We start from the raw sequence: 21,920 nt of genomic DNA on the forward strand, positions 1-21,920 counted from the left end.
TCGACTGGCCATGCCGCCCTGGTCAACGACGTTGCTGTTTGGCGCGAAGCGGCCTGGGGAGGCGTCGACAAGGGGCCGTTCTTCGCGCCCTCACGCCGTGGCGCGTTCCACCCCTTGCGTGATCGCCTCGCGCAGTTTTTTCTCCAGCGCCTTCTGCTTGGGGTCGCTGTGGAATTTCAGCCCGAACATGTCCTTGACATAGAAGGTATCGACCACCTGTTCGCCGTAGGTCGCGATGACGGCCGAGGCGATGTAGACGTTGTTGTTGGCCAGCGTGCGCGTCAGGTCGAACAGCAAGCCGGGGCGGTCGCGGGTGTCGACCTCGATGATGGTGTAGATTTCCGAGCCTTCGTTGTCGAAGGTGATCGAGGTGGGCACGCGGAAGGCGCGTTCGCGCTTCTTGATCTTGTCGCGGGTGCGGATCGCCTCGGTCGTCTTGATCTCGCCCTTCAGCGTCTTGTGGATCATCTGGCGCAGGCGGGGCAGGCGTTCGGCCTCGTAGGGGCTGCCGTCGCCGTCCTGCACCCAGAACACGGCGGTGGCATACCCGTCTTTCGAGGTATAGGTGCGCGCGTCGACGACGTTTGCGCCCACCAGCGCCAGCGCGCCGGCGAGGCGCGAAAAGATGCCGGGGTGGTCGGCCAGCGCGAAACAGGCGCGGGTGGCGTCGCGGTCTTCGTCGATGGCAAGGTCGATGCCCACCTCGCTATCCGGCAGATCCCGCAGCAGGTTGGCGAACACCACCTGCGTCGCGGTGTCGAGCCCCTGCCAATAGGGTGGGTAGTGGCGGGATGTTTCGCGCTTGATCGCGGCGGGTTCCCAGCCATCCAGCGCGGCACGCAAGGTGCGGCGGGCCTCGGTGCCGCGGTTCTCGCGGTTCAGCTCTTCGAGCCCGTGTTCCAGCGCGCGGGCGGTTTCGCGGTGCAACTGCCGCAGCAGCATGGCCTTCCAGTTGTTCCAGGTGCCGGGGCCGACGCCGCGGATGTCGCAGACCGTCAGCACCGTGAGCAGGTCAAGCCGCTTACGGGTTTTCACCGCCTTGGCAAAGTCGCGCAGGGTGCGCGGATCGGACAGGTCGCGCTTCTGCGCCATGTCCGACATCAGCAGGTGATAGCGCACCAGCCATTCCACCGTGTCGCAATCGTTGCGGTTTAGCCCCAGCCTTGGCGCCACCTTGCGCGCGATCTGTGCGCCCAGGACCGAATGATCCTCGTCGCGGCCCTTGCCGATGTCATGGAGCAGCAACGCGACATACAGAACCTTGCGGTTCACGCCTTCTTGCAGGATGCTGCTGGCGACGGGTAGTTCCTCGGTCAGGTCGCCATGCTCGATCTCGCTAAGGACTCGGATGCACTGGATCGTGTGTTCGTCGACCGTGTAGCTGTGATACATGTTGAATTGCATCATTGCCACGATCGGTTCGAATTCGGGGATGAAGGCCGAAAGCACGCCCAGCTCGTTCATGCGCCTGAGCGCGCGTTCGGGGTTGCCATGTTTCAGCAGCAGATCAAGGAAGATGCGCCGCGCCTCGCGGTTGTTGCGCATGTCGTCGTCGACCAGGTGCAGGTTGGCGGTGACCAGCCGCATCGCGTCGGGATGGATCAACATGCCCGTGCGCAGCGCCTCTTCGAACAGGCGCAGCAGGTTCAGCTTGTCTGACAGGAAGTCGGCATTGTCGGCGATGGCCAGGCGGCCATGCACCACCTGGTAGCCCGGTTTGACACGGCGGCGGCGGCGAAAGATGCGCTCCAGCAGCGGCGCGCCCTTGGTGTGGTCGGCCTCGAGCTTGGTCAGGAAGATGCGGGTCAGGTCGCCCACGGCTGTCGCGTGGCGAAAGTAATCCTGCATGAAATGCTCGACCGCGCGGCGCCCGGCCTTGTCGGTATATCCCATGCGTGCTGCAACCTCGACCTGCATGTCGAACGTGAGCTGGTCGGTCGGGCGGCCGGTGATCAGGTGCAGGTGGCACCGCACGGCCCACAGGAATGTTTCGGCCTGGTTGAACGTGTCGAATTCGTCGGGCAGGAACACGCCCAATGGCACCAAATCCTCGACCTTTTGCACGCGGTGAACGTATTTCGCGATCCAGTACAGCGTTTGCAGGTCGCGCAGCCCGCCCTTGCCTTCCTTCACGTTGGGCTCGACCACGTAGCGTTCGCCCTGCTTGACATGGCGGCTGTCGCGTTCGGCCAGCTTGGCCTCGATGAAATCCGAGGCGCTGCCCAGGAACAGCTCGTCCCAGAGCCGGCGGTCAAGCTCTTGTGCCAGCTCGGCATCGCCGCCCAGCCAGCGATGCTCCAGCAGCGCGGTGCGGATCGTGTAGTCGTCAGACCCGAGCCGGATGCAATCGCGGATCGTGCGGCTGGAATGGCCGACCTTCAGCCGCAGATCCCACAGGATGTAAAGCATCGACTCGATCACGCTTTCGGCCCAGGCGGTGATCTTGGTAGGGGTCAGGAACAGCAGGTCGACATCCGATTGCGGCGCCATTTCGCCGCGGCCGTAGCCGCCCACGGCAAAAAGCGCCAGCCGCTCGCCCTTGGTGGGGGTGGCGTTGGCATGCAGCACGCGCGATGAAAGCTGCAGCGCGGTCGTGACGACGCAATCGGTCAGCCAAGTATAGGCGCTGACGGCCGGGCGCGCCGCGAATGGCCGCGCCGCAAAGGCATCCGCGATGGCCTTGCGCCCCAGTTTCAGCGCGTCCATCAAAACCTGCACGATCACGCTGCGCGCGTCATCGTCGGGCGTGCCGTCCAGCGCGCGGGCGAGGGCGCCATACACGGCGGGGCCGTCGAACACGGCCTCGGGCGCGCAGATCAACTCATCCGGCGGCGCGGGCAGGATATCGGGCGTGAACGGCAGCCGCCCGGTATCAGGAACCGGCATCACCGAAGGTGTTCGAGGCTGGGTCAATCACAACCACCTGTTTGTTGCGGATCGTTGCGATGGCCATGCTGCGCTGGTTGGTGCCGTCGGGAAGCAGGCGGAAAATGCCACCCGTGCCCTGGAACCCCGCGCTTTGGGTCAGTGACGAGCCCGACAGCGCGTCGCGGCCGCTTGTCTTGACCAGGGCGCCGATGGCGGCGATCCCGTCATAGGCCAGGCCGGCGATGGGATGCGGCGTGTTGCCGTTTGCCGCCTGGTACCGGCTGCGGAAGGCCGCGCTCTTGTTCGGGTCGGGCATTGCGAACCAGCCCCCCTGAACGCCCGGCAGGTCCAGCGTTTGCGGCGGGATGTCCCAACGGGTCAGGCCGATATACTGCGTGACATCGGGGCCCAGCCCGGCTTCGGGCAGCATCTGCGTCAGCAAGGGCAGTGCGCCGGCCGAGTTGGCCGTCATGAACACGGCGTCGGCATCGCCGGAACGCGCGGACGACACGATTTGCGGCACGGCGTTGACCACACCCTCTTGCGAGAAATCATGCGAGACCGCGCCCACCAGTGTTCCGCCGTTGGCGCTGACGGCCTGCTGGATCGCCTGCTTGCCCAACTGGCCCGAAACATTGTTGGAATGTGCCACGACAAAGCGCGATTTGCCCTGATTTCGGGCATAGGACACAAGGCGGTCGGCCGTGTTCTGGAACGTCGGCCCGAGAACCCAAAGGTTGCCGCCCGCGATCGTGCTGTTGTTCGAAAAGGACAGGACGTTGATGTTTCTCGGTTCCATGGCGACGGCCACGGCGTTGGCGGATTCGGCATAGACCGGGCCAAGAATGATACGCGCGCCATCGCCGGCTGCCTGCTGGGCGGCCTGTTGCGCCTGCGCGGCGTTGCCCGCCGTGCTGTAGACGCGCAAATCGATGGCGACGCCGTCCAGGTCGGAAATTGCCAGGCGCGCGGCGTTTTCAAGCGAGTCCGCCAGCGCGTCGTCCCCCGAATTTTCGCTGCCGCGCGGCACGAGCAGCGCGACCGGAACCGGTGCCCGGGGGTTGATCGTAGGGCCGCCGGCCGGCCCCATGACAGACGCGGTCTGGCAGGCGGCGAGCCAGGTGATGGACATCAAGGCTATGGCGCGCCACAGCACCTTGCGGGCAGAGGACAAAACAGCAAACATGGATGGCAAAGCTCCCTCGGTCATGGCAGCAGCTTGGCCGCCTGCGATTTGGGGCGATAATAAACGCCATGGGGGATGGGTCTAGTGCAGAATTGGGAAAAGCGCGTGTTGACGCCGGGGTTGTACCTGGTCGCGACGCCCTTGGGGAATGCGCGCGACATCACGTTGCGGGCCCTCGACCTGCTGGCCTCGGCCGATGTGCTGGTGGCCGAGGACACGCGCAGCTTGCGCAAGCTGATGGAGATTCATGGCGTGCCGCCGGGCGAGCGACCGATGGTCGCCTATCACGAGCACAACGGGGCCAGGATGCGCCCGAAATTGCTGCACTGGCTGGAAGAAGGCCGTGCCGTTCTCTATGCGTCCGAGGCGGGCACGCCGCTGGTCGCCGACCCGGGATTCGATCTGGTGCGCGCCGCGCGCGCCGCGGGCCACCCGGTAACCGCAGCGCCTGGGCCGGTGGCGGCGATCACCGCGCTGAGCATTGCCGGGCTGCCAACCGACCGTTTCCTGTTCGAGGGGTTCCTTCCCAATGCCAGCGGTCAGCGGAAATCCGCGCTGAAGCGCCTGTGCGATGTGCCAGCAACGCTCGTATTCTACGAATCGCCCAAGCGGGTGGCCGCGATGCTGCGTGACGCGGCCGAGGTTCTGGGGCCAGCGCGCGAGGCGCGGTTGTGCCGCGAATTGACCAAGAAATTCGAGGAGATTCGCAGCGGAACACTGCAGGAACTGGCCGAGGGCTGCGCCCAGACACCGCCGCGCGGTGAAATCGTGGTGCTGGTGGACCGGGCGGATTCGGAAACTGTTAATGAAGATGATCTAGAACGCTTGGTTAAGGAGGCGCTGATAGACCATTCTGTGCGGGACGCGGCCGACCGGATCAGTGCCGAAACCGGGCTGCCACGGCGCAAGGTCTATCAACTGGCCCTCAAATTGGAGCGGGACACCTCATGACGCAGCATTTCGACCCTCACGCCCAACTGGCCCAGCCGATTTCCGCGCGTCGGGCCCGTGGCCAACGGGCCTATTTGGCGGGGGCGGCTGCCGAAGACCGGGTTGCGCGTCTATACCGCGAGGCCGGGGCTTGCCTGCTGGCGCGGCGCTGGCGTGGCCAGGGGGGCGAAATCGACCTGGTGATGCGCGATGAAACCGGCCTTGTCTTTGTCGAGGTGAAGGCAGCGCGCGATTTCGACCGTGCGATTGCATCGCTGTCGCAGCGCCAGGTCGGGCGTATCTGCACGGCTGCGCAAGAATTCGCCGGAACGCAGCCCGAGGGGTCGTTAACACCCATGCGTTTCGACCTGGCCGTGGTGGACAAGCAGGGCGCCGTGCGCGTGCTTGAAAACGCCTTCGGGGACTTCTGATTTGCCTCTGCTCGCGGCTTGCGTCATTAAACAGGTGACGCAAGCAGGGGGTGGCCCATGAAAATAGCCTTTCAGATGGACCCGATCGGTCCAATCGACATCAACGCCGACAGCACCTTTCGTATCGCCGAAGAGGCGCAGGCCCGTGGCCACGAACTGTTTTACTACACGCCCGAGCGTCTGTCCTACCAAGAGGGACGTATCACCGCGCGTGGCTGGCCGCTGACCCTGCGGCGCGAAAAGGGCAACCATTTCACGCTGGGCGACGAGACCGAGGTGGACCTGGCCGAGTTCGACGTGGTCTGGCTGCGGCAAGACCCGCCCTTCGACATGTTCTACATCACCACCACGCATCTACTGCAGCGCATCCACCCCGGTACATTGGTGGTGAATGACCCGTTCTGGGTGCGCAATTACCCCGAAAAGCTGCTGGTTCTCGATTTCCCCGAACTGACACCGCCCACCGTCATCGCACGGGATCTCGGTACGATACGCCGGTTCAAGGACCGGCACGGCGACGTGATCCTGAAGCCGCTTTACGGCAATGGCGGCGCAGGCGTGTTCCGCCTCACCGAATCCGACCGTAACCTGACCTCGCTCCATGAATTGTTCACCAGTTTCTCGCGCGAGCCGCTGATCGTGCAGAAATTCCTGCCCGATGTAAGTGCCGGCGACAAGCGCGTGATCCTGGTCGATGGTGAGCCGATCGGCGCCATCAACCGCGTGCCCGCCAAGGGGGAGACCCGTTCCAACATGCATGTGGGCGGTCGGCCCGAGAAGGTCGCGTTGAGCGACCGCGACCGCGAGATCTGCGCGGCAATAGGGCCGTTGTTGCGCGAAAAGGGGCAGGTATTCGTCGGTATCGACGTGATCGGCAATTACCTGACCGAGATCAACGTGACCTCGCCCACGGGCATACAGGAGCTTGAACGCTTCGACGGGATCAACGCCGCGGCCAAGATCTGGGAGGCGATCGAGGCTCGCCGGGCATGAGCCTTAGAATGCGTCTCATGGCGGGCGCCATGCGCCCGCTGGTGCGCGGGGTCAACGCGCGGGCACAAGACCCCGCGCCGCTGCGCCGCCACCTGGAGCGCGCGGCGCGGGTGTTTTTCCGCAACGTGCCTTTCGCGCTTTACCGCCCCACCGAATACACGGGCGCGGATGGCACCGCGCGGCGGGCCTTGTGGGTTTCGGCGCGGGCTGGGCCTGTCACCGGGAAGGTTCTGCTTTACCTGCACGGCGGGGGCTATTTCGCGGGCAGTCCGCACACCCACAAGCGCATGGTCGCGCGGCTGGCGCGGATGACGGGATTGCGCAGCTTTCTGCCTGCCTACGCGCTGGCGCCCGAACATCCGGTACCCGCCCAGTTGAACGACGCGGTCGCCGCCCACGCGCATCTTCTGGATCTTGGATACGCGCCCTGCGATATCATCCTTGGTGGTGACAGCGCGGGCGGTGGCATCACGCTGGCGCTTCTGGCTCGGCTGTGCCAGGCGGGTCAGCCGCCGATGGCCTGTTTCGCCTGGTCGCCCTTCTGCGACCAGACTTTCTCGGGCGGGTCGGTGCGTGAAAACGCCCGCAGCGACCACTTTTTCCCCGCCGACCGCGTGCATGACCTGGCGGCGATGATCCTGGGTGACACGCCCGCCGACGACCCCCGCGCCTCGCCCCTTTTTGCCGATTTCCCGGGCTGCCCGCCGGTTCTGTTGCAGGCCTCCGACAAGGAAATCCTGCGCGACGACGCGTCGCGCATGGCCGACCGGCTGCGCGGTTTCGGTGCGGATGTGCAACTGGAACTCTGGCCCGGCGCACCGCATGTCTGGCAGATATTCGACGGCTGGTTTCCCGAGGCGCGCGATGCCATTGCCAACACGGCCGGTTTCATCCGTCGGCACCTGCCATCGACAGGCGGTAACTGACGGCCTCGGCCACGTGCGGATGGCGCAGGTCATCGCTGCCTTCCAGGTCGGCAATGGTGCGCGCAACGCGCAACACCCGGTGGTACCCCCGTGCCGACAGGCCGAACCGCTCCGCCACGCGGGTCAGCAGCGCGCGCCCCTCGGCGTCCGGTGCGGCGATGTCGTCAAGCACGCTGCCCTCAAGATCGGCATTCAACCCGCCGCGCGCGATCTGTACGGCCCGCGCCGCCGACACACGCGCCGCCACCTGGGCCGAGCCGTCGCCCGTTGGCGGCAGGTCAAGATCGGTGAATCCCACCGGGGGCACATCGATCCGAATATCGAACCGGTCCATCAGCGGCCCCGAGATGCGGCCCATGTAATCCTCCCCGCAATTGGGCACGCGCGAGCAGGCCCGGCCCGGGTCGGACAAGTAGCCGCATTTGCACGGGTTCGCCGCGGCAACCAGCATGAAACGGCAGGGGTATTTCACGTGGGCATTGGCGCGGGCGACCATCACTTCGCCGGTTTCGATGGGCTGGCGCAGGGTTTCCAGGACAGTGCGGGGGAACTCGGGGAACTCATCCATGAACAGCACCCCGTTATGGGCCAGGCTTATCTCGCCCGGGCCGGCGCGGCGCCCACCGCCCACGATGGCCGCCATCGAGGCGGTGTGATGCGGTTCGCGAAAGGGCCGCGTGCGGTTGATACCACCCGCATCGAGTAGCCCTGCCAGCGAATGGATCATCGAGGTTTCAAGCGCCTCGGGGGCGGTCAGGGGCGGCAGGATTCCTGGGATGCGCGCGGCCAGCATCGATTTGCCCGAACCCGGCGACCCCACCATCATAAGGTGGTGACGGCCCGCGGCCGCGATTTCCAGCGCGCGCTTGGCGCGTTCCTGGCCCTTCACGTCGCGCAGGCAGCGCGTGCCCTGGGCATCAAGCACTTCGCCCGGTTCGGCAGGGGGCAACGGTGCCTGCCCAGTGAAATGGCGCACGACCTCGGCCAGGCCGGGGGCCGCGATCACCTGCGCCGCGCCCACCCAGGCCGCCTCGGCGCCCGAGGCTTGGGGGCACAACAGCAGCCTGTCCTCCTCGGCAGCCGACATGGCGGCGGGCAGGGCCCCCACCACGGGCACCAGCGATCCGTCCAGCGACAGTTCGCCCAGGGCCGTGGTGCTCTCGGCCGCGTCGGCGGGCACGATCTCCAGTGCCGCCAGCAGGGCCAGCGCGATGGGCAGGTCGAAATGGCTGCCCTCTTTCGGCAGGTCGGCGGGCGACAGGTTCACCGTGATGCGCTTTGACGGCAGCGCGATGGCCAGGGTCGACAAAGCCGCGCGCACGCGCTCGCGCGCCTCGGATACCGCCTTGTCGGGCAGTCCGACGATGGAAAAGGCGGGCAGGCCCGGCGTGACGGCGCATTGTACCTCGACCGTGCGGGCTGTCACCCCTTCGAAGGCCACCGTGTAGGCGCGTGCCACCATCTGCGACTTTACCCCCCATCAAGGTTAACGCCCCCTTACCGCAGCTAACCTATGCAGGGTTTAAGAATGGTTAATGCAGGCCGCGGTTTTCCTCTTGCCCGAAATACCCTCGGGGGGAGTCCCCGCCAGGGGACGGGGGGCAGACAGCCCCCCCCCTTTGGGCGCTCGGTCATCTGGCGCAGGGGGTGGGGAAAAGGCCGGTTCGTGGCGGCTTGTCATGGGCTGTGATTGATCCGGCCCACCTGCCAGCCGGCATCCTGCCGCGTCAGCTCCGTCACCGAAAGGTTGTCGATCTTGTGGCCGAACACCTCGTAGGCCCCGACCTTCAGCCCCTGTTGCAACTGCGTCAGGATCACGCCGAAATGCGCCACCGCCACGATGTCCCGACCGGGGTGGGCGGCCAAAAGCCGTGCCACCGCCCGATCCACCCGCGCGGAAAGGTCGTGCCAGCTTTCACCGCCCGGCGGGCGTATATCGCCGGGGCGTTCCCAGAAGGCGCGGATAAGGGTCTGGTCCTCGACCTCGTCAAAGCGCTGCAACTCCCATGCGCCGAAATGCATCTCGCGCAGGTCCGGGTCGTGGGGCAGGCGCGGGCGCGTGCCCGATATGGCGTCGGCCGTGGCCGTGGCGCGCACCAGGTCGGACGAGATCACCAGCGCATCGCTCGGCAAGGCACGGTTCAGCCGGGTCAGTGCCGCGGTGTCCGACAGATCGGCGGCCAGGTCGGACCAGCCGACCATGGATTTCGCATGGGTCGGCCCGTGCCGCACCCAGAAAAAGCGGCTCATGGGAGGGTGCCCTTCAGCGCCATGGGCAGGCCCGCCGCAACGAAGACCACCAGCCCGGCTTCGGCTGCCAACCGCTGGTTCAGTTCACCCTGCGCCTGCCGGAACCGGCGCGCCAGCGCGTTTTCCGGCACGATAGACAGGCCCAGTTCGTTGCTGACGACGATCGCAGGGGCGGGGCAAGCGAGAACGGCGGAAATCAGCCGGTTCGTTGCCATGCCGACATCGTGATCAGCCAACAGGTGATTGCTAAGCCACATCGTGGCACAATCGAACAAAACCACGCCATCCGCCGCCTGCAGCGCGTCGGTGGGGTCAAGCGGGGCCTCGACCGTGTGCCATCCCGCGCCGCGGCGCGCCCTGTGGGCGGCAATACGGTGTGCCATTTCATCATCGCCCGGTCGGGCCGTGGCAAGATAGGTCCGGTGCGGCGCGGTTTGTTCGGCAAGTTTCTCGGCATAGGCCGATTTGCCCGATGCGGCCCCGCCCAGCACCAGCGTCAAGGAAGGAAGCATTGCCGATGTGTCTTTTTTTGATCCGCTCATCTTCAAGGCTCGTACCACCGGTTGGAAGTCAAAAAAAGTAGGAAGGGTGCCATGGTGGCACCTCAACAGACTGGGGGTTTTATCATGGCACTCGATGCACCGCAGGACATGTCCTTGTCGCGGGTTGCGATGAAGGCCGAACTTCTTGACGCCGAAACCGAGCTGAAGCTGGCCTATGCATGGCGCGATCAGCGCGACGAAGAGGCGCTCCACCGACTGATCACGGCCTACATGCGGCTTGCCATTTCGATGGCGTCGAAATTTCGCCGCTACGGCGCGCCCATGGGCGACCTTATTCAAGAGGCCAGCCTGGGCCTTATGAAAGCTGCCGACAAGTTTGACCCCGACCGTGGCGTGCGCTTTTCCACCTATGCGGTCTGGTGGATCAAGGCATCGATCCAGGATTACGTGATGCGGAACTGGTCAATGGTGCGCACCGGCTCGACCAGCAGCCAGAAATCGCTGTTTTTCAACATGCGCCGGGTTCAGGCCCGGCTTGAGCGCGAGGCGCTGGCCCGCGGCGAAGAACTGGATCGCCACCAGATGCGCCAGACCATCGCAACCGAGATCGGCGTGCCGCTGCACGATGTCGAGATGATGGAGGGGCGTCTTTCGGGCTCGGATTTCTCGCTCAACGCGACGCAATCGACCGAAGATGAGGGCCGGGAATGGATCGACACCATCGTTGATGATGGCGAACACGCATCCGAGATCGTGGAGAACGAGCATGACACCGAAACATTACGCAGTTGGTTGGTCGAAGCCCTGTCGTCGCTGAATGAGCGTGAGCGGTTCATAGTGACCGAGCGAAAGCTGAAGGACGAGTCACGCACGCTGGAATCGCTGGGCAACGAGCTGGGCCTGTCGAAAGAGCGGGTGCGCCAGCTTGAGGCTGCGGCATTCCAGAAAATGCGCAAAAGGCTGGAAGGACAGTCGAAAGAGGTGCAAGCCTTTCTCGCATGAAATACCTGGTCCTCGCCCTGAGTCTGCTTGCGCCACCACTGGCGGCTCAAGGTGCATCCGACGCCCGGATCGTTATCCTGGGTGAAATTCACGACAACCCGTCCCATCACGAAACGCAGGCAGAGTGGACCGCGCGAATTGCCCCTTCGGCACTGGTGTTCGAGATGCTGACGCCAGATCAGGCGGAACGGGTGACGCCGGATATTCGCGGCGATGCCGACGCGCTGGGCGCGGCGCTGGATTGGGCGGCGTCCGGGTGGCCCGATTTCACAATGTATCACCCGATTTTCACCGCCGCGCCCAAGGCGCGGGTCTATGGTGCGGCGGTCCCCCGCGAGGCCGCCCGCGCGGCGTTCGGCTCGGGCGTGGTGCAAAGTTTCGGCCCCGATGCCGATACCTTTGGCCTGTCTGATCCGCTGCCCGAGGCACGGTTGCAGGCGCGGCTTGAATTCCAGGCGGCTGCACATTGCGACGCTTTGCCAGACAGCGCGTTGCCCAAGATGGTCGATCTGCAGCGCTTGCGTGACGCGGTACTGGCGCGCACGGCCTTGCAGGCATTGGAAGAAACCGGCGGGCCGGTGGTGGTGATCACCGGCAATGGTCACGCCCGCGCCGATTGGGGCGTGCCCGTCTACCTGTCGGCGGCGCGGCCCGATGTCAGCCTGTTTACCCTCGGCCAATCCGAGGATGGCCGGATTGCTGGGCAGTTCGACAAGGTGATCGACGCCCCCGCCACCCCGCGCGATGACCCCTGTGCCGCGTTTGCCAAGGATTGATGTTACCCCGCCGGCCCCGTAACACTGTGTCGAACCAAGCCGTGGAGGGGCCATGCTTGTCGGAAAACGCATCCTGTTGATCGTCGGCGGCGGGATCGCGGCCTATAAATGCCTCGACCTGATCCGCCGCTTGCGCGAACGCGGCGCCTCGGTGACGCCTGTCATGACCCGAGCGGCCGAAGAATTCGTGACGCCGCTTTCGGTTGCAGCGCTGGCCGGCGAAGAGGTGCACCGCGACCTGTTCGACCTGACCAAGGAAGCCGAGATGGGCCACATCCAGCTAAGCCGGGTGGCCGACCTGGTGGTGGTTGCGCCTTGCACGGCCGACCTGATGGGCAAGATGACAGCCGGGTTGGCCACCGACCTGGCCACGACGCTGCTGATGGCGACCGACACGCCGGTGCTGTGCGCGCCGGCGATGAACGTGCGGATGTGGCAGCACCCCGCCACCCGGCGAAACCTTGCCCAGTTGCAGGCCGATGGCGTCGCCTTCGTCGGCCCGGATGACGGTGACATGGCTTGTGGCGAATACGGCCCTGGCCGCATGGCCGAACCGCTGGAAATCGTCACCGCAATCGAGCGCGCGGTGGGCCAAGGGCCATTGGCGGGCAAGCGGGTGATCGTCACCTCGGGGCCCACGCGCGAACCGATTGATCCGGTGCGCTATATCTCGAACCATTCGTCCGGTGCACAAGGCACCGCGCTGGCCCGCGCGCTGGTGGATCTGGGGGCCGAGGTGGTGTTTGTCACCGGGCCGGGCCGCGTGCCGCCTCCGCCGGGTGTGCAGGTCGTGCCCGTGACCACCGCGCGTGAAATGCTGGATGCCGTGCAGGCTGCCTTGCCCGCCGACGCGGCGGTGTTTGCCGCCGCCGTCGCCGATTGGCGCGTGGCCGAAGTGGCCGGATCGAAGATGAAAAAGACGGCGGGCAAGATGCCCGCCCTGCACTTTGCGGAAAACCCCGACATCCTGGCCACAGTCGCCCAGATGGGCGCAGGCCGGCCCGAACTGGTTGTGGGGTTTGCCGCCGAGACCGATGACGTGGTGGCCAACGCGCAGGCCAAGCGTGCGCGCAAGCGCTGTGACTGGATCGTGGCCAATGACGTGTCCGAGGGCACCGGCACCTTTGGCGGGGCCGAGAACACGGTGCATATCGTGACCGAAGGCGCTGTCGAGGATTGGCCACGCATGACCAAGGACGACGTGGCCGCCCGCTTGGCACAACGCATGGCCGAGGCGCTTGGTGGGTAGGTCAGATACCTGTCGCATGGGATTATGGACAAGATGAGGGAACTGGCGCGCAAATGGTGATGGTTCAACTGACATGGACGGAGGAGGCCGATCGCGCCCTGCCGCTGCCCGGGTATGAAACCGAGGGATCGGCCGGGGCCGACCTGCGCGCGAACTTTCCGCCCGGCACGCGCGATGGCGTGACTTTGGCCCCCGGTGCGCGGGCACTGGTGCCCACCGGCCTTCGGCTGGCGATACCCGCCGGATACGAGGTGCAAGTGCGGCCGCGTTCGGGCCTTGCCCTCAAGCACGGGATCACCCTGCCAAACGCGCCCGGCACGATCGACAGCGATTATCGCGGGCCGCTGGGCGTGATCGTGATGAACGCGGGCGATGCGCCCTTTCACATCGCCCATGGCGACCGCATCGCGCAGATGGTGGTGGCGCCGGTGGTGCAGGCGGGTTTTGCGCTGGTCGACGATCTGGACCACACCGGACGGGGCGCGGGCGGCTTCGGCTCGACCGGGCGGGATTGATGGCCCTTGTCCTTGTGATGGCGGCCGCCCTGTGGGGGATCGGCGTGATGATGGGCACCCCGCGGCGCATGCGTTGGGGCATGATCGGCGTGCTTTGGATGAGCGTTGTGCTGGTGCACCTGATCCTGCCCGAGGACCATCCGTTGCGGTTGGCCACGGGCGACACGGCGGCCCCGTGGTTGCTGTTGGCCGGTGCGGCGGCGTTGATCGTGGTCTATCGGCAGGGGTTGCGCTGGTTGCGTGTGCGGGCCGACGGTTCGCCCGAACCGCCCGCGCCCCAGGCCGTTGGCCTGTTCTCGGAAACCGAGCTTGGTCGTTATGCGCGCCACATCGTCCTGCGCGAAATCGGCGGCCCCGGTCAGCGCAAGCTCAAGAATGCGCGCGTCCTGGTGATAGGCGCCGGCGGGCTTGGCAGCCCTGCGCTTTTGTACATGGCGGCAAGCGGGGTGGGCACCATCGGCGTGATCGACGATGACACGGTGGATGGCAGCAACCTTCAACGGCAGGTCATTCACACCGATGAGCGCATCGGTATGCCCAAGGTGTTCTCGGCCCAGGCCGCGATTACGGCGCTCAACCCCTTTGTCACGGTGCGGCCCTACAACCGTCGCCTGGCACCCGATATCGCGCGCGACCTGTTTGCCGAATATGACGTGATCCTTGACGGTACCGACAATTTTGACACCCGCTACCTTGCCAACGAGGTTGCGCATGAGCTGGGCAAGCCTTTGATCTCGGGCGCGCTGTCGCAATGGGAGGGGCAGTTGACCATTTACGACACCGCCCATGATACGCCCTGCTACCGCTGTATATTCCCCGAGAGGCCCGCGCCGGGGCTGGCGCCCTCTTGCGCCGAGGCGGGGGTGTTTTCGCCCCTGCCGGGCATGATCGGTACGATGATGGCTGGCGAGGCGGTGAAGCTGATCACCGGCGCGGGTGCGGTGCTGCGCGGGGCCATGATGATCCATGATGCGCTTTATTCCGAAACGCGGCGCATTACCTTGAAAAAACGCGCCGATTGCCCCGTTTGCGGGCCCAAGCCCGAGGAGACGAGCCCATGACGAACCCGTTGCTGCAAGACTGGGACACGCCGTTTCAGATCGCGCCCTTTGACCGGATTTCCGATGATGATTTCCTGCCCGCCTTCGAGGCGGCGCTGACCGCGCACAAGGATGAGATTGCGGCCATCGCCGATAACCCCGAACCGCCCACATTCGCCAACACGATCGAGGCGATGGAGGCCGCGGGCAAGCTGTTGGACCGGGTGTTGGGCACGTTCTTTACCGTCGCCGGGGCCGACAGCACCGAAACGCGCGAGGCGTTGCAGCGCGAGTTTTCACCGCGTTTGGCGGCCCATTCCGCCGAGATCACCGGAAACAAGGTGCTGTTCCAGCGGATTGAAACCCTGTGGCAAGAGCGCGACGCGTTGGGCCTGGGCGATGAACAGGCGCGGGTTCTGATGCTGACGCGGCGGGGTTTCGTGCGCGCCGGTGCCGCGCTGGACGGGGTCGAGGCCGAGCGCATGACGGAAATCAAGTCGCGCCTTGCCGTTCTAGGTACGGAGTTCACGCAGAACCTGTTGGCGGACGAGCGCGAGTGGTACCTGGAACTGTCCGATCCAGACCTTGAGGGGCTGCCGGCCTACCTGGTTGTCGCGGCGCGCGAAGCGGGGCGCGAAAAGGGGCTGGCGGGGCCGGTGCTCACCACGTCGCGTTCGCTGGCGACGCCATTTTTGCAAAGCTCGCCCCGGCGCGATCTGCGCGAAACGGTGTGGCGGGCGTTTACCTCGCGCGGGGGGCGTGGCGGCCAGACCGACAACCGCGCCATCGCGGCTGAAATTCTGGCGTTGCGCAAAGAGCGCGCGGCGCTGCTCGGGTATGACGATTTCGCCCATTACAAGCTGGAAACCGAAATGGCCGGAACGCCGCAGGCGGTGCGCGACCTGCTGATGGCGGTGTGGTCGCCGGCCCGCGCGCAGGCCCTGGCCGATGCCGCCATCTTGGAAAACATGCTGCACGAAGACGGGTTCACCGGCCCGCTGGAGCCTTGGGATTGGCATTACTACGCCGCTCGGCGCCGCCAGGCCGAGCATGACCTGGATGAGGCGCAGCTCAAGCCATACCTGCAACTTGACCGGATGATCGAGGCCGCGTTCACCTGCGCCAATCGATTGTTCGGGTTGGAGTTTTCGCCGCTGGACATACCACTCTACCACCCTGATTGCCGCGCCTGGGAAGTCACCCGCGATGGGCGGCACATGGCCATTTTCATCGGCGATTACTTTGCGCGCGGCTCGAAACGTTCGGGCGCGTGGTGTTCGGCGATGCGGGGGCAGGCGAAATTCCCGCATGACCAGGCGCCGGTGGTTATCAACGTGTGCAACTTTGCCAAGGGTGATCCGGCGCTGCTTGGCTATGATGACGCGCGCACCTTGTTTCACGAGTTCGGCCACGCGCTGCACCAGATGCTGTCGAACGTGACCTATGAATCGATCTCGGGCACCTCGGTCGCACGCGATTTCGTTGAATTGCCCAGCCAGCTTTACGAACATTGGCTGGAAGTGCCCGAGGTTCTGCGCGAGTTCGCAACCCATGTCGAAACCGGCGAACCGATGCCTGCGGAAATGCTGGACAAGGTGTTGGAGGCGGCGAATTTCGACCAGGGGTTCCAGACGGTGGAATATGTGGCCTCGGCGCTTGTCGACCTGGAGTTTCACAGCGGTCCGCCGCCGGCCGACCCGATGCAGAAACAGTCTGAAATCCTTGAAGAAATCGGGATGCCGCGGGCCATTGCGATGCGCCACGCGACGCCGCATTTCGCGCACGTATTCTCGGGCGACGGGTATTCCAGCGGATATTACAGCTACATGTGGTCCGAGGTGATGGATGCCGACGCGTTCCAAGCCTTTCGCGAGGCTGGTGATGCCTTTGATGCGGCGACGGCCAAGGCATTGGAAAACAACATTCTTTCTACCGGCGGTTCGGTCGAGGCGGCCGAGCTTTACGAACGGTTCCGGGGGCGCTTGCCGGGGGTCGAGGCGCTGTTGAAGGGGCGTGGGCTGATCGCGGCCTGAGGCCGGGCACGACCGCGCGGTTTCGGCCTGGATTCGGATGACCGCGCGAGATTGTCGGGATGCCGCGCGGTTCCTGCCAGATCGTTGACGAAAACCGCGCGATACCGCCGGTTAACCACGCGGTTCCTGACGAAAGATCAACGCGAAAACTGCCCTTCATGCCCGTTTTCCGGGGCAGGAGGGCCCGCAGATGAAAAACCGCGCGGTTCGTGTCGAAAACCGCGCGGCCATCAATGGTGTGCCGGTGCTTGGCCCGGTCAGCGCTCAGATCGTCTGGTCATAGGCGCCGACGCCGGGCTCGGTGCGGATCACCGCGTCGATATCGGAAAAGATCGCGCGCATCTCGTCATCGCTTTCGCTGCTTTCGCAGACCACCACGAGGTTCGGCGTGTTCGACGATGCCCGCACCAGACCCCAGCTGCCATTGTCGAGGATCACGCGCGCGCCGTTCACCGTCACCACTTCCTTGATGGCGCGTCCGGCGATCGTCTCGCCCGCCTCGTGCATGGCGACCAGCTTGTCCACCAGCCGGTCGAGGATATCGTATTTCTCGGTATCCGCGGCATAGGGCGACATGGTGGGGGTTGACCAGGTTTGCGGCAGGGCGCGGCGCAGGTCCGACATGGACATGTCGGGGTTGCGGTCCATCAGCTTGCAGATTTCCACCGCAACGCGCATCCCGCAGTCATAGCCGCGGCCCACAGGCTCGGCCAGGAAGTAGTGGCCCGATTTCTCGAACCCGGCCAGCGCGCCGATTTCCTTGACCCGGCGCTTCATGTGGCTGTGCCCGGTTTTCCAGTAATCCGCCGTGACGCCGTTCTTCTTCAACTCGGGGTCCGAGGCGAACAGCCCGGTTGATTTCACATCGGCCACGAAGGTGCTGTTGGGGTAAAGCTTGGACAGGTCGCGCGCCATGATGACGCCCACCTTGTCGGCAAAGATTTCCTCGCCCTCGTCATCGACCACGCCGCAGCGGTCGCCATCCCCATCGAAACCCAGCGCGAAATCGGCGCCGGACTCCCTTACCGTTTTGGCCATGTCATGCAGCATTTCCATGGCTTCGGGGTTTGGATTGTAATTGGGGAACGTGTAGTCGAGGTCGTTATGCGACGGGATCACCTCGACCCCGATCCGCCTGAACAGTTCGGGCGCAAAGGCGCTGGCGGTGCCGTTGCCGGTGGCGCAGACGACGCGCAGCTTGCGCGTCATCGTGAAGTCGCCGACCAGGTCATCGAGATACGCCTCTCGCACGCCATCGACGAATTCGTAACTGCCGCCGGGGGCGGGCTGGCCGCGCCCTTCAAGCACGATGTCACGCAGCTCGGCCATTTCGTCGGGGCCGTGGGTCAGCGGGCGCTCAAAGCCCATTTTCACGCCGGTCCAGCCGTTGGGGTTGTGGCTGGCCGTGACCATGGCCACAGCGGGCACATCCAGGTGGAATTGCGCGAAATAGGCCATGGGCGACAGGGCCGGGCCGATATCCTTGACCTGTATGCCTGCCTGCATCAGCCCGAGGATCAGCGCGTTCTTGATCGCCAGCGAATAGTCGCGGTAATCGTTGGCCACGGCGATCACGGGGTCGATGCCGCGCGCGCGGATCTGCGTGCCCAGCCCGAGGCCCAGCGCCGTCATGCCGGGCAGGTTGATTTCATCGGGGTATTTCCAGCGCGCGTCGTATTCGCGGAATCCGGTGGGTGCGATCATGGCGTCGCGCAGGAATTCCCAGGTGTTGGGCGTGACGGTAGGCAAAGGTTTGGTCATGGCAATCTCTTGGAACGGTTCGAATCAAATTGAGATGGGGTTGGCCTTGGAGATGCGGTCAATCTGCATCAGGATGTCCAGCAGCGCGGGCATGTCATCCAGCCGGATCATGTTGGGCCCGTCGCTTGGGGCGGTGTCAGGGTCCTGGTGGGTTTCGATGAACACCGCAGCCACGCCAACGGCCACGGCCGCGCGGGCCATGACGGGGGCAAATTCGCGCTTGCCGCCCGAGGCGCCGCCAAGCCCGCCGGGCTGCTGCACCGCGTGGGTGGCATCCATCACCACCGGGTAGCCGGTTTGCGCCATCTGCGGCAACGAGCGCATGTCGGCCACCAGCGTGTTGTAGCCGAACGAAACCCCCCGCTCGGTCAGAAGGATGCGGGTGTTGCCCGTGCTGGCCACCTTTTCGGCGACGTTGGCCATGTCCCACGGCGCCAGGAATTGCCCCTTCTTGATGTTGATCGCCGCGCCGGTTTCGCCGGCAGCGATCAGCAGGTCGGTCTGGCGGCACAGGAAGGCCGGGATCTGCAGCACGTCGGCCACCTCGGCCACAGGGGCGCATTGGGCAATGTCGTGGATATCGGTCAGCACCGGCACATCCAGCGCGCGCTTGACGCTGTCGAGCACCTGCAAGCCCTTGTCCATCCCCAGGCCGCGCTTGCCCGTCAGCGAGGTGCGGTTGGCCTTGTCGAAACTGCCCTTGAAGATGAATTGCGCGCCGACGGCCTGGCACGCCTGTTTCATCGTGCCGGCAATCATCTGGGCATGGTCGGCGGATTCCAGTTGGCACGGACCGGCGATCACGGTCAGCGGGGCATCGTTGGCGACACGCAGCGGGCCGATTTCCACCCCGATCACGAGGACACCTGTTCGCGCAGGATTGATGCGGTGAGTGAGATCATCAGGTAAATTCCCGAGAATATCAAAAAGGCCAGGATCGTGTTTTCAAACTTGCGCGGATAGGTCGGGTCATCGGGGGCCACGGGTTCAACGCTGGTGGTGAGGTAGCGCACCTGGCGGCTCGCCTCAAGCTCGGTCTGTTTCATGTTCTGCAGGGCGGATTGCAAAAAGATGTCGGCGGTGGCCAGATCGGCCTGTGCCATCTGGATGGCCGCCGCTTTCTGCGCCAGCGAATTTTCGCCGGCGGTGGCGTCGGTCAGGCGGCTGTTTTGGTCATCCAGCTCGCTTTCCAGCAACTGGATCTCCCTGCGCAGGCTGTCGACCTTGGCGCTGTTGGGGCGCGCGTTGGCAAGCTGGCTGTTGAGTTCCAGTTTCTTTTCCACCAACTGCCCTTCGAGCGTTCCGATCAGCGAGCGGATGCTGGCAATCTGGCCTTCCGGGTCAAGGATCGTGCTTTCCTGCAAGGCGACCAGTTTTTCTTGTGCCTCGCGGCGTTCTATCTTGGCGGTTTCAAGGCTTTCGCGGGCGTCGCGCATCTGGTCTTCGCGCTTTTCGCGGCTCAGCTGGTCAACGCGATCCTCGGCATAGTCGATCAGGTGGCGCGAGAAATCGGCGCTGACGGCGGGGTCGGCGGCGATCACCTCCATTCGGATCACGCCCTCGGTCGGGTCGAAGCCGATCTTCACTTTATCCTCGTATATCTTGTAGGCGGCTTCGTCGCTGGCATTTTCGCCCAGGCGCTGCACCGGGTCGATGAATTCCTGGCTGAAATGCGATTTGAAACCGATATCCTGCTCCAGCCGTTGCATCGCGTCGCGCGATTGCAGGTAGGATTGCGTGGCGATGCTATCCTGGTTGGTGGCGAATTGCGTGCCGGTCAGCAGGCCACCGATGCCGCTGCCGCCGCCCTGTGCGTCGGCCTGCATGACCAGGAATTCGGACTTGGTGGCGTACATCGGCGTGGCGATCTGGTAGAAATACCAGCCGCAGATCAGCGTCGGCAGGAAGACGAAAAATGCCAGCCGCGTGATCAGCAGCCCCAGCCGGCGACGGCGGCGCCGGGCGATATCGCGCTGGATGTTGCGTATCTCACTGGCGCGGCGTTCGGCCGGGCTGACCTCTGTCGAAGGCAGATTCTTACCGCCGGCGGGCACGGTTTGCGGCAATTGCACGCGGTCGGCGGGCAGCTTGTTCTGGGCAAGCTGCAGCCCGTTTTGCGGTGTCACATTGCCCTGGCCGTCGCCATGTTCGCCCTCGGGGACGACCAACTCCAGCATGGTGGCGCGCTGGAACGGGTCAATGCCCGCGGCGCGCAGCAGGCGCACGGCGTCGAAATCGGATGTCGGGGCGAGGCCGTGCTTTTGGGCCACGCGGCGGGCCATGCGCAGTTGGCGCCCCGTCAGCCCCTCGCGGCGGATCGCGTCGATCTGGGCGTCGACGCTCATTTCCTGGGCCGAACTGACCTGCCCCTCGCGGGCGGTTGGCCCGGACGGGGCGGCGGGTTGCCGCGGCTGTGCCTGCACGCCATCGGTGGTGGGCCGCGGGCGCGCCGCCCGGTCGGCCGGCTGGCCCTGGTCTGGTGCTGTGTCTTCCTTGCGCAACGCCGCGCCATCGGTGGCGGCAGGGTGGCTGCGCCGGATACGGAACTTTCTAGCCTTGGGTTTCGTAGTCATAGAGCTGTTTCGCTTCTTCCAAGGTGTCAAACATGTACAACTGACCGCCCATCAGGACGGCAGCACTACGGGCAAACTTTTCCAACGTCTCGGGTTGGTGCGACACGATCACGACCGTGGTCGTGCGCAGGCGCTCTTGCAGGATCTCGCTGGCCTTGCGATTGAAATCAACGTCGGTCGAGCCGGGCATGCCCTCGTCGATCAGGTAGATGTCGAAATCGAGCGCCAGCATCAACGCGAAGGAAAACCGCGCGCGCATCCCCGACGAGTAGGTGCCAAGCGGTTGATCGAAATATTCATCGAGGTTGCACATCCAGCGGCAGAACGCCTCGACATAATCGGGGTCGAGCCCGTAGAGGCGTGCGATATACCGGCTGTTTTCCACCGCCGAGATCTTGTTGATCACCCCGCCCATGAACCCCAGCGGAAAGCTGATCTTGGCCTCGCGCCTGATCGTGCCCTCGTCGGGTTTTTCCAGGCCGGCCATCATGTTGATAACCGTCGTCTTGCCGGTGCCGTTGGGGGCCAGGATGCCAAGCGAATTGCCAAGCTCCACCCGAAAGGAGACCTTGTCGAGGATCACCTTGCGCTGGGTGCCCGTCCAGAAGGACTTGCTGACATTGTCGAACTCGATCATCGAGGCTCCGGGGGCTGCTCTGGCATCATGTCCCTTGTGTCGGGGAAAGCCATACCGCGGCATTGATCATGATACCCGATATTATGTCGGATCAGGACCGGGTATTACAACGTTTATGGGCAACAATAAGGCATTGCACGGGAAAGTTTGGGCAGCGGCGACAGCCTGCCGCAGCGGGCTTGTGGCGGAATGGCGCTGATTTGATCACGTGGGGGCCTTTTCCTGACAGCCTGTCCTACTTATAAGG

At 64.9% G+C, this 21,920-nt stretch carries 19 protein-coding genes; 10 read left to right on the forward strand and 9 right to left on the reverse strand.

Translation table 11 applies throughout. The features are described 5' to 3' along the window. Positions 1-90 precede the first annotated feature (90 nt). Together M8744_RS15225 and M8744_RS15230 are read right to left on the reverse strand one after the other, a co-directional pair. Positions 91-2,886: a [protein-PII] uridylyltransferase gene (locus M8744_RS15225; RefSeq protein ID WP_251419316.1), complete on the reverse strand. Its 2,796-nt coding sequence runs from the start codon at positions 2,884-2,886 to the stop codon at positions 91-93. After that, positions 2,873-4,054, reverse strand: a complete 1,182-nt coding sequence (locus M8744_RS15230; RefSeq protein WP_251419318.1) for a penicillin-binding protein activator — start codon at positions 4,052-4,054, stop codon at positions 2,873-2,875. Before M8744_RS15230 ends, M8744_RS15225 begins: the two co-directional genes overlap by 14 nt. A gap of 84 nt (positions 4,055-4,138) precedes the next feature. Here M8744_RS15230 and rsmI point away from each other — a divergent pair, with 84 nt between their 5' ends. Genes rsmI through M8744_RS15250 form a run of 4 tightly spaced genes read left to right on the forward strand, consistent with a single transcriptional unit; the run spans position 4,139 to position 7,334 of the window. Beyond that, the gene (rsmI, locus tag M8744_RS15235) at positions 4,139-5,005 is read left to right on the forward strand and encodes a 16S rRNA (cytidine(1402)-2'-O)-methyltransferase (protein WP_251419320.1); all 867 of its coding nucleotides are present in this window, start codon (positions 4,139-4,141) and stop codon (positions 5,003-5,005) included. Further along, on the forward strand, positions 5,002-5,415 hold the full coding sequence (locus M8744_RS15240; protein ID WP_251419322.1) for a YraN family protein: 414 nt from the start codon (positions 5,002-5,004) through the stop codon (positions 5,413-5,415). The genes rsmI and M8744_RS15240 overlap by 4 nt, the downstream gene beginning before the upstream one ends. Before the next feature lie 57 nt (positions 5,416-5,472). Beyond that, positions 5,473-6,408: a glutathione synthase gene (gene gshB / locus M8744_RS15245; protein WP_251419324.1), complete on the forward strand. Its 936-nt coding sequence runs from the start codon at positions 5,473-5,475 to the stop codon at positions 6,406-6,408. Then, positions 6,405-7,334, forward strand: a complete 930-nt coding sequence (locus M8744_RS15250) for an alpha/beta hydrolase (RefSeq protein ID WP_251419326.1) — start codon at positions 6,405-6,407, stop codon at positions 7,332-7,334. Before gshB ends, M8744_RS15250 begins: the two co-directional genes overlap by 4 nt. Here M8744_RS15250 and M8744_RS15255 read toward each other — a convergent pair. From M8744_RS15255 to cobU, 3 genes are all read right to left on the reverse strand, one after another. Next, positions 7,297-8,796, reverse strand: coding sequence for a YifB family Mg chelatase-like AAA ATPase (locus tag M8744_RS15255; RefSeq protein WP_251419328.1), 1,500 nt, complete (start codon positions 8,794-8,796; stop codon positions 7,297-7,299). The two genes, M8744_RS15250 and M8744_RS15255, sit on opposite strands and share 38 nt — an antisense overlap. A gap of 215 nt (positions 8,797-9,011) precedes the next feature. After that, positions 9,012-9,584 (reverse strand): histidine phosphatase family protein, encoded by a 573-nt coding sequence (locus tag M8744_RS15260; protein WP_251419330.1) that lies wholly within the window; start codon positions 9,582-9,584, stop codon positions 9,012-9,014. Then, a complete protein-coding gene (gene cobU, locus M8744_RS15265) occupies positions 9,581-10,096 on the reverse strand; it encodes a bifunctional adenosylcobinamide kinase/adenosylcobinamide-phosphate guanylyltransferase (RefSeq protein ID WP_251419332.1) in 516 nt (171 codons plus the stop codon). Before cobU ends, M8744_RS15260 begins: the two co-directional genes overlap by 4 nt. Positions 10,097-10,210: 114 nt before the next feature. Here cobU and M8744_RS15270 point away from each other — a divergent pair, with 114 nt between their 5' ends. The 6 genes from M8744_RS15270 to M8744_RS15295 are packed head-to-tail and all read left to right on the forward strand — an operon-like array spanning position 10,211 to position 16,702. After that, positions 10,211-11,089, forward strand: a complete 879-nt coding sequence (locus tag M8744_RS15270) for an RNA polymerase factor sigma-32 (protein ID WP_251419334.1) — start codon at positions 10,211-10,213, stop codon at positions 11,087-11,089. Further along, the gene (locus M8744_RS15275) at positions 11,086-11,865 is read left to right on the forward strand and encodes a ChaN family lipoprotein (RefSeq protein ID WP_251419337.1); all 780 of its coding nucleotides are present in this window, start codon (positions 11,086-11,088) and stop codon (positions 11,863-11,865) included. Before M8744_RS15270 ends, M8744_RS15275 begins: the two co-directional genes overlap by 4 nt. A 52-nt stretch (positions 11,866-11,917) precedes the next feature. Further along, complete coding sequence (coaBC, locus tag M8744_RS15280) at positions 11,918-13,114, forward strand: bifunctional phosphopantothenoylcysteine decarboxylase/phosphopantothenate--cysteine ligase CoaBC (RefSeq protein ID WP_251419339.1); 1,197 nt, start codon at positions 11,918-11,920, stop codon at positions 13,112-13,114. A 59-nt stretch (positions 13,115-13,173) separates the two neighbouring features. Continuing rightward, on the forward strand, positions 13,174-13,629 hold the full coding sequence (dut, locus tag M8744_RS15285; protein WP_434481379.1) for a dUTP diphosphatase: 456 nt from the start codon (positions 13,174-13,176) through the stop codon (positions 13,627-13,629). Continuing rightward, entirely contained in the window at positions 13,629-14,690 is a 1,062-nt protein-coding gene (locus M8744_RS15290; protein ID WP_251419343.1) for a HesA/MoeB/ThiF family protein, read from the forward strand. The genes dut and M8744_RS15290 overlap by 1 nt, the downstream gene beginning before the upstream one ends. Next, positions 14,687-16,702 carry a M3 family metallopeptidase gene (locus tag M8744_RS15295; RefSeq protein WP_251419345.1) on the forward strand — a complete coding sequence of 672 codons (2,016 nt, stop codon included), beginning with the start codon at positions 14,687-14,689 and terminating at the stop codon, positions 16,700-16,702. Before M8744_RS15290 ends, M8744_RS15295 begins: the two co-directional genes overlap by 4 nt. Positions 16,703-16,966: 264 nt before the next feature. Here the strand turns inward: M8744_RS15295 and M8744_RS15300 are convergent, their stop codons facing one another. Genes M8744_RS15300 through M8744_RS15315 form a run of 4 tightly spaced genes read right to left on the reverse strand, consistent with a single transcriptional unit; the run spans position 16,967 to position 21,673 of the window. After that, on the reverse strand, positions 16,967-18,463 hold the full coding sequence (locus tag M8744_RS15300; RefSeq protein WP_251419347.1) for a phosphomannomutase/phosphoglucomutase: 1,497 nt from the start codon (positions 18,461-18,463) through the stop codon (positions 16,967-16,969). 24 nt (positions 18,464-18,487) lie between these two features. Further along, the gene (gene kdsA, locus M8744_RS15305) at positions 18,488-19,321 is read right to left on the reverse strand and encodes a 3-deoxy-8-phosphooctulonate synthase (protein ID WP_251419349.1); all 834 of its coding nucleotides are present in this window, start codon (positions 19,319-19,321) and stop codon (positions 18,488-18,490) included. Next, entirely contained in the window at positions 19,318-21,036 is a 1,719-nt protein-coding gene (locus M8744_RS15310; RefSeq protein ID WP_251419351.1) for a KpsE/RkpR family capsule polysaccharide export protein, read from the reverse strand. The genes kdsA and M8744_RS15310 overlap by 4 nt, the downstream gene beginning before the upstream one ends. Next, positions 21,014-21,673, reverse strand: coding sequence for an ABC transporter ATP-binding protein (locus tag M8744_RS15315; RefSeq protein ID WP_251419353.1), 660 nt, complete (start codon positions 21,671-21,673; stop codon positions 21,014-21,016). Before M8744_RS15315 ends, M8744_RS15310 begins: the two co-directional genes overlap by 23 nt. Positions 21,674-21,920 lie beyond the last annotated feature (247 nt).

Source organism: Lutimaribacter degradans (assembly GCF_023703375.1).
Classification (GTDB): domain Bacteria; phylum Pseudomonadota; class Alphaproteobacteria; order Rhodobacterales; family Rhodobacteraceae; genus Lutimaribacter; species Lutimaribacter degradans.

What these genes read in the sequence shown, in the direction of transcription:
- M8744_RS15225 (WP_251419316.1), bottom strand. Translation starts at nt 2,886, where the DNA reads ATGCCGGTTCCTGATACCGGGCGGCTGCCGTTCACGCCCGATATCCTG.
- M8744_RS15230 (WP_251419318.1), bottom strand. Translation starts at nt 4,054, where the DNA reads ATGTTTGCTGTTTTGTCCTCTGCCCGCAAGGTGCTGTGGCGCGCCATA.
- M8744_RS15240 (WP_251419322.1), top strand. Translation starts at nt 5,002, where the DNA reads ATGACGCAGCATTTCGACCCTCACGCCCAACTGGCCCAGCCGATTTCC.
- gshB (WP_251419324.1), top strand. Translation starts at nt 5,473, where the DNA reads ATGAAAATAGCCTTTCAGATGGACCCGATCGGTCCAATCGACATCAAC.
- M8744_RS15250 (WP_251419326.1), top strand. Translation starts at nt 6,405, where the DNA reads ATGAGCCTTAGAATGCGTCTCATGGCGGGCGCCATGCGCCCGCTGGTG.
- M8744_RS15255 (WP_251419328.1), bottom strand. Translation starts at nt 8,796, where the DNA reads ATGGTGGCACGCGCCTACACGGTGGCCTTCGAAGGGGTGACAGCCCGC.
- M8744_RS15260 (WP_251419330.1), bottom strand. Translation starts at nt 9,584, where the DNA reads ATGAGCCGCTTTTTCTGGGTGCGGCACGGGCCGACCCATGCGAAATCC.
- cobU (WP_251419332.1), bottom strand. Translation starts at nt 10,096, where the DNA reads ATGCTTCCTTCCTTGACGCTGGTGCTGGGCGGGGCCGCATCGGGCAAA.
- M8744_RS15270 (WP_251419334.1), top strand. Translation starts at nt 10,211, where the DNA reads ATGGCACTCGATGCACCGCAGGACATGTCCTTGTCGCGGGTTGCGATG.
- M8744_RS15275 (WP_251419337.1), top strand. Translation starts at nt 11,086, where the DNA reads ATGAAATACCTGGTCCTCGCCCTGAGTCTGCTTGCGCCACCACTGGCG.
- coaBC (WP_251419339.1), top strand. Translation starts at nt 11,918, where the DNA reads ATGCTTGTCGGAAAACGCATCCTGTTGATCGTCGGCGGCGGGATCGCG.
- dut (WP_434481379.1), top strand. Translation starts at nt 13,174, where the DNA reads ATGGTTCAACTGACATGGACGGAGGAGGCCGATCGCGCCCTGCCGCTG.
- M8744_RS15290 (WP_251419343.1), top strand. Translation starts at nt 13,629, where the DNA reads ATGGCCCTTGTCCTTGTGATGGCGGCCGCCCTGTGGGGGATCGGCGTG.
- M8744_RS15295 (WP_251419345.1), top strand. Translation starts at nt 14,687, where the DNA reads ATGACGAACCCGTTGCTGCAAGACTGGGACACGCCGTTTCAGATCGCG.
- M8744_RS15300 (WP_251419347.1), bottom strand. Translation starts at nt 18,463, where the DNA reads ATGACCAAACCTTTGCCTACCGTCACGCCCAACACCTGGGAATTCCTG.
- M8744_RS15310 (WP_251419351.1), bottom strand. Translation starts at nt 21,036, where the DNA reads ATGACTACGAAACCCAAGGCTAGAAAGTTCCGTATCCGGCGCAGCCAC.
- M8744_RS15315 (WP_251419353.1), bottom strand. Translation starts at nt 21,673, where the DNA reads ATGATCGAGTTCGACAATGTCAGCAAGTCCTTCTGGACGGGCACCCAG.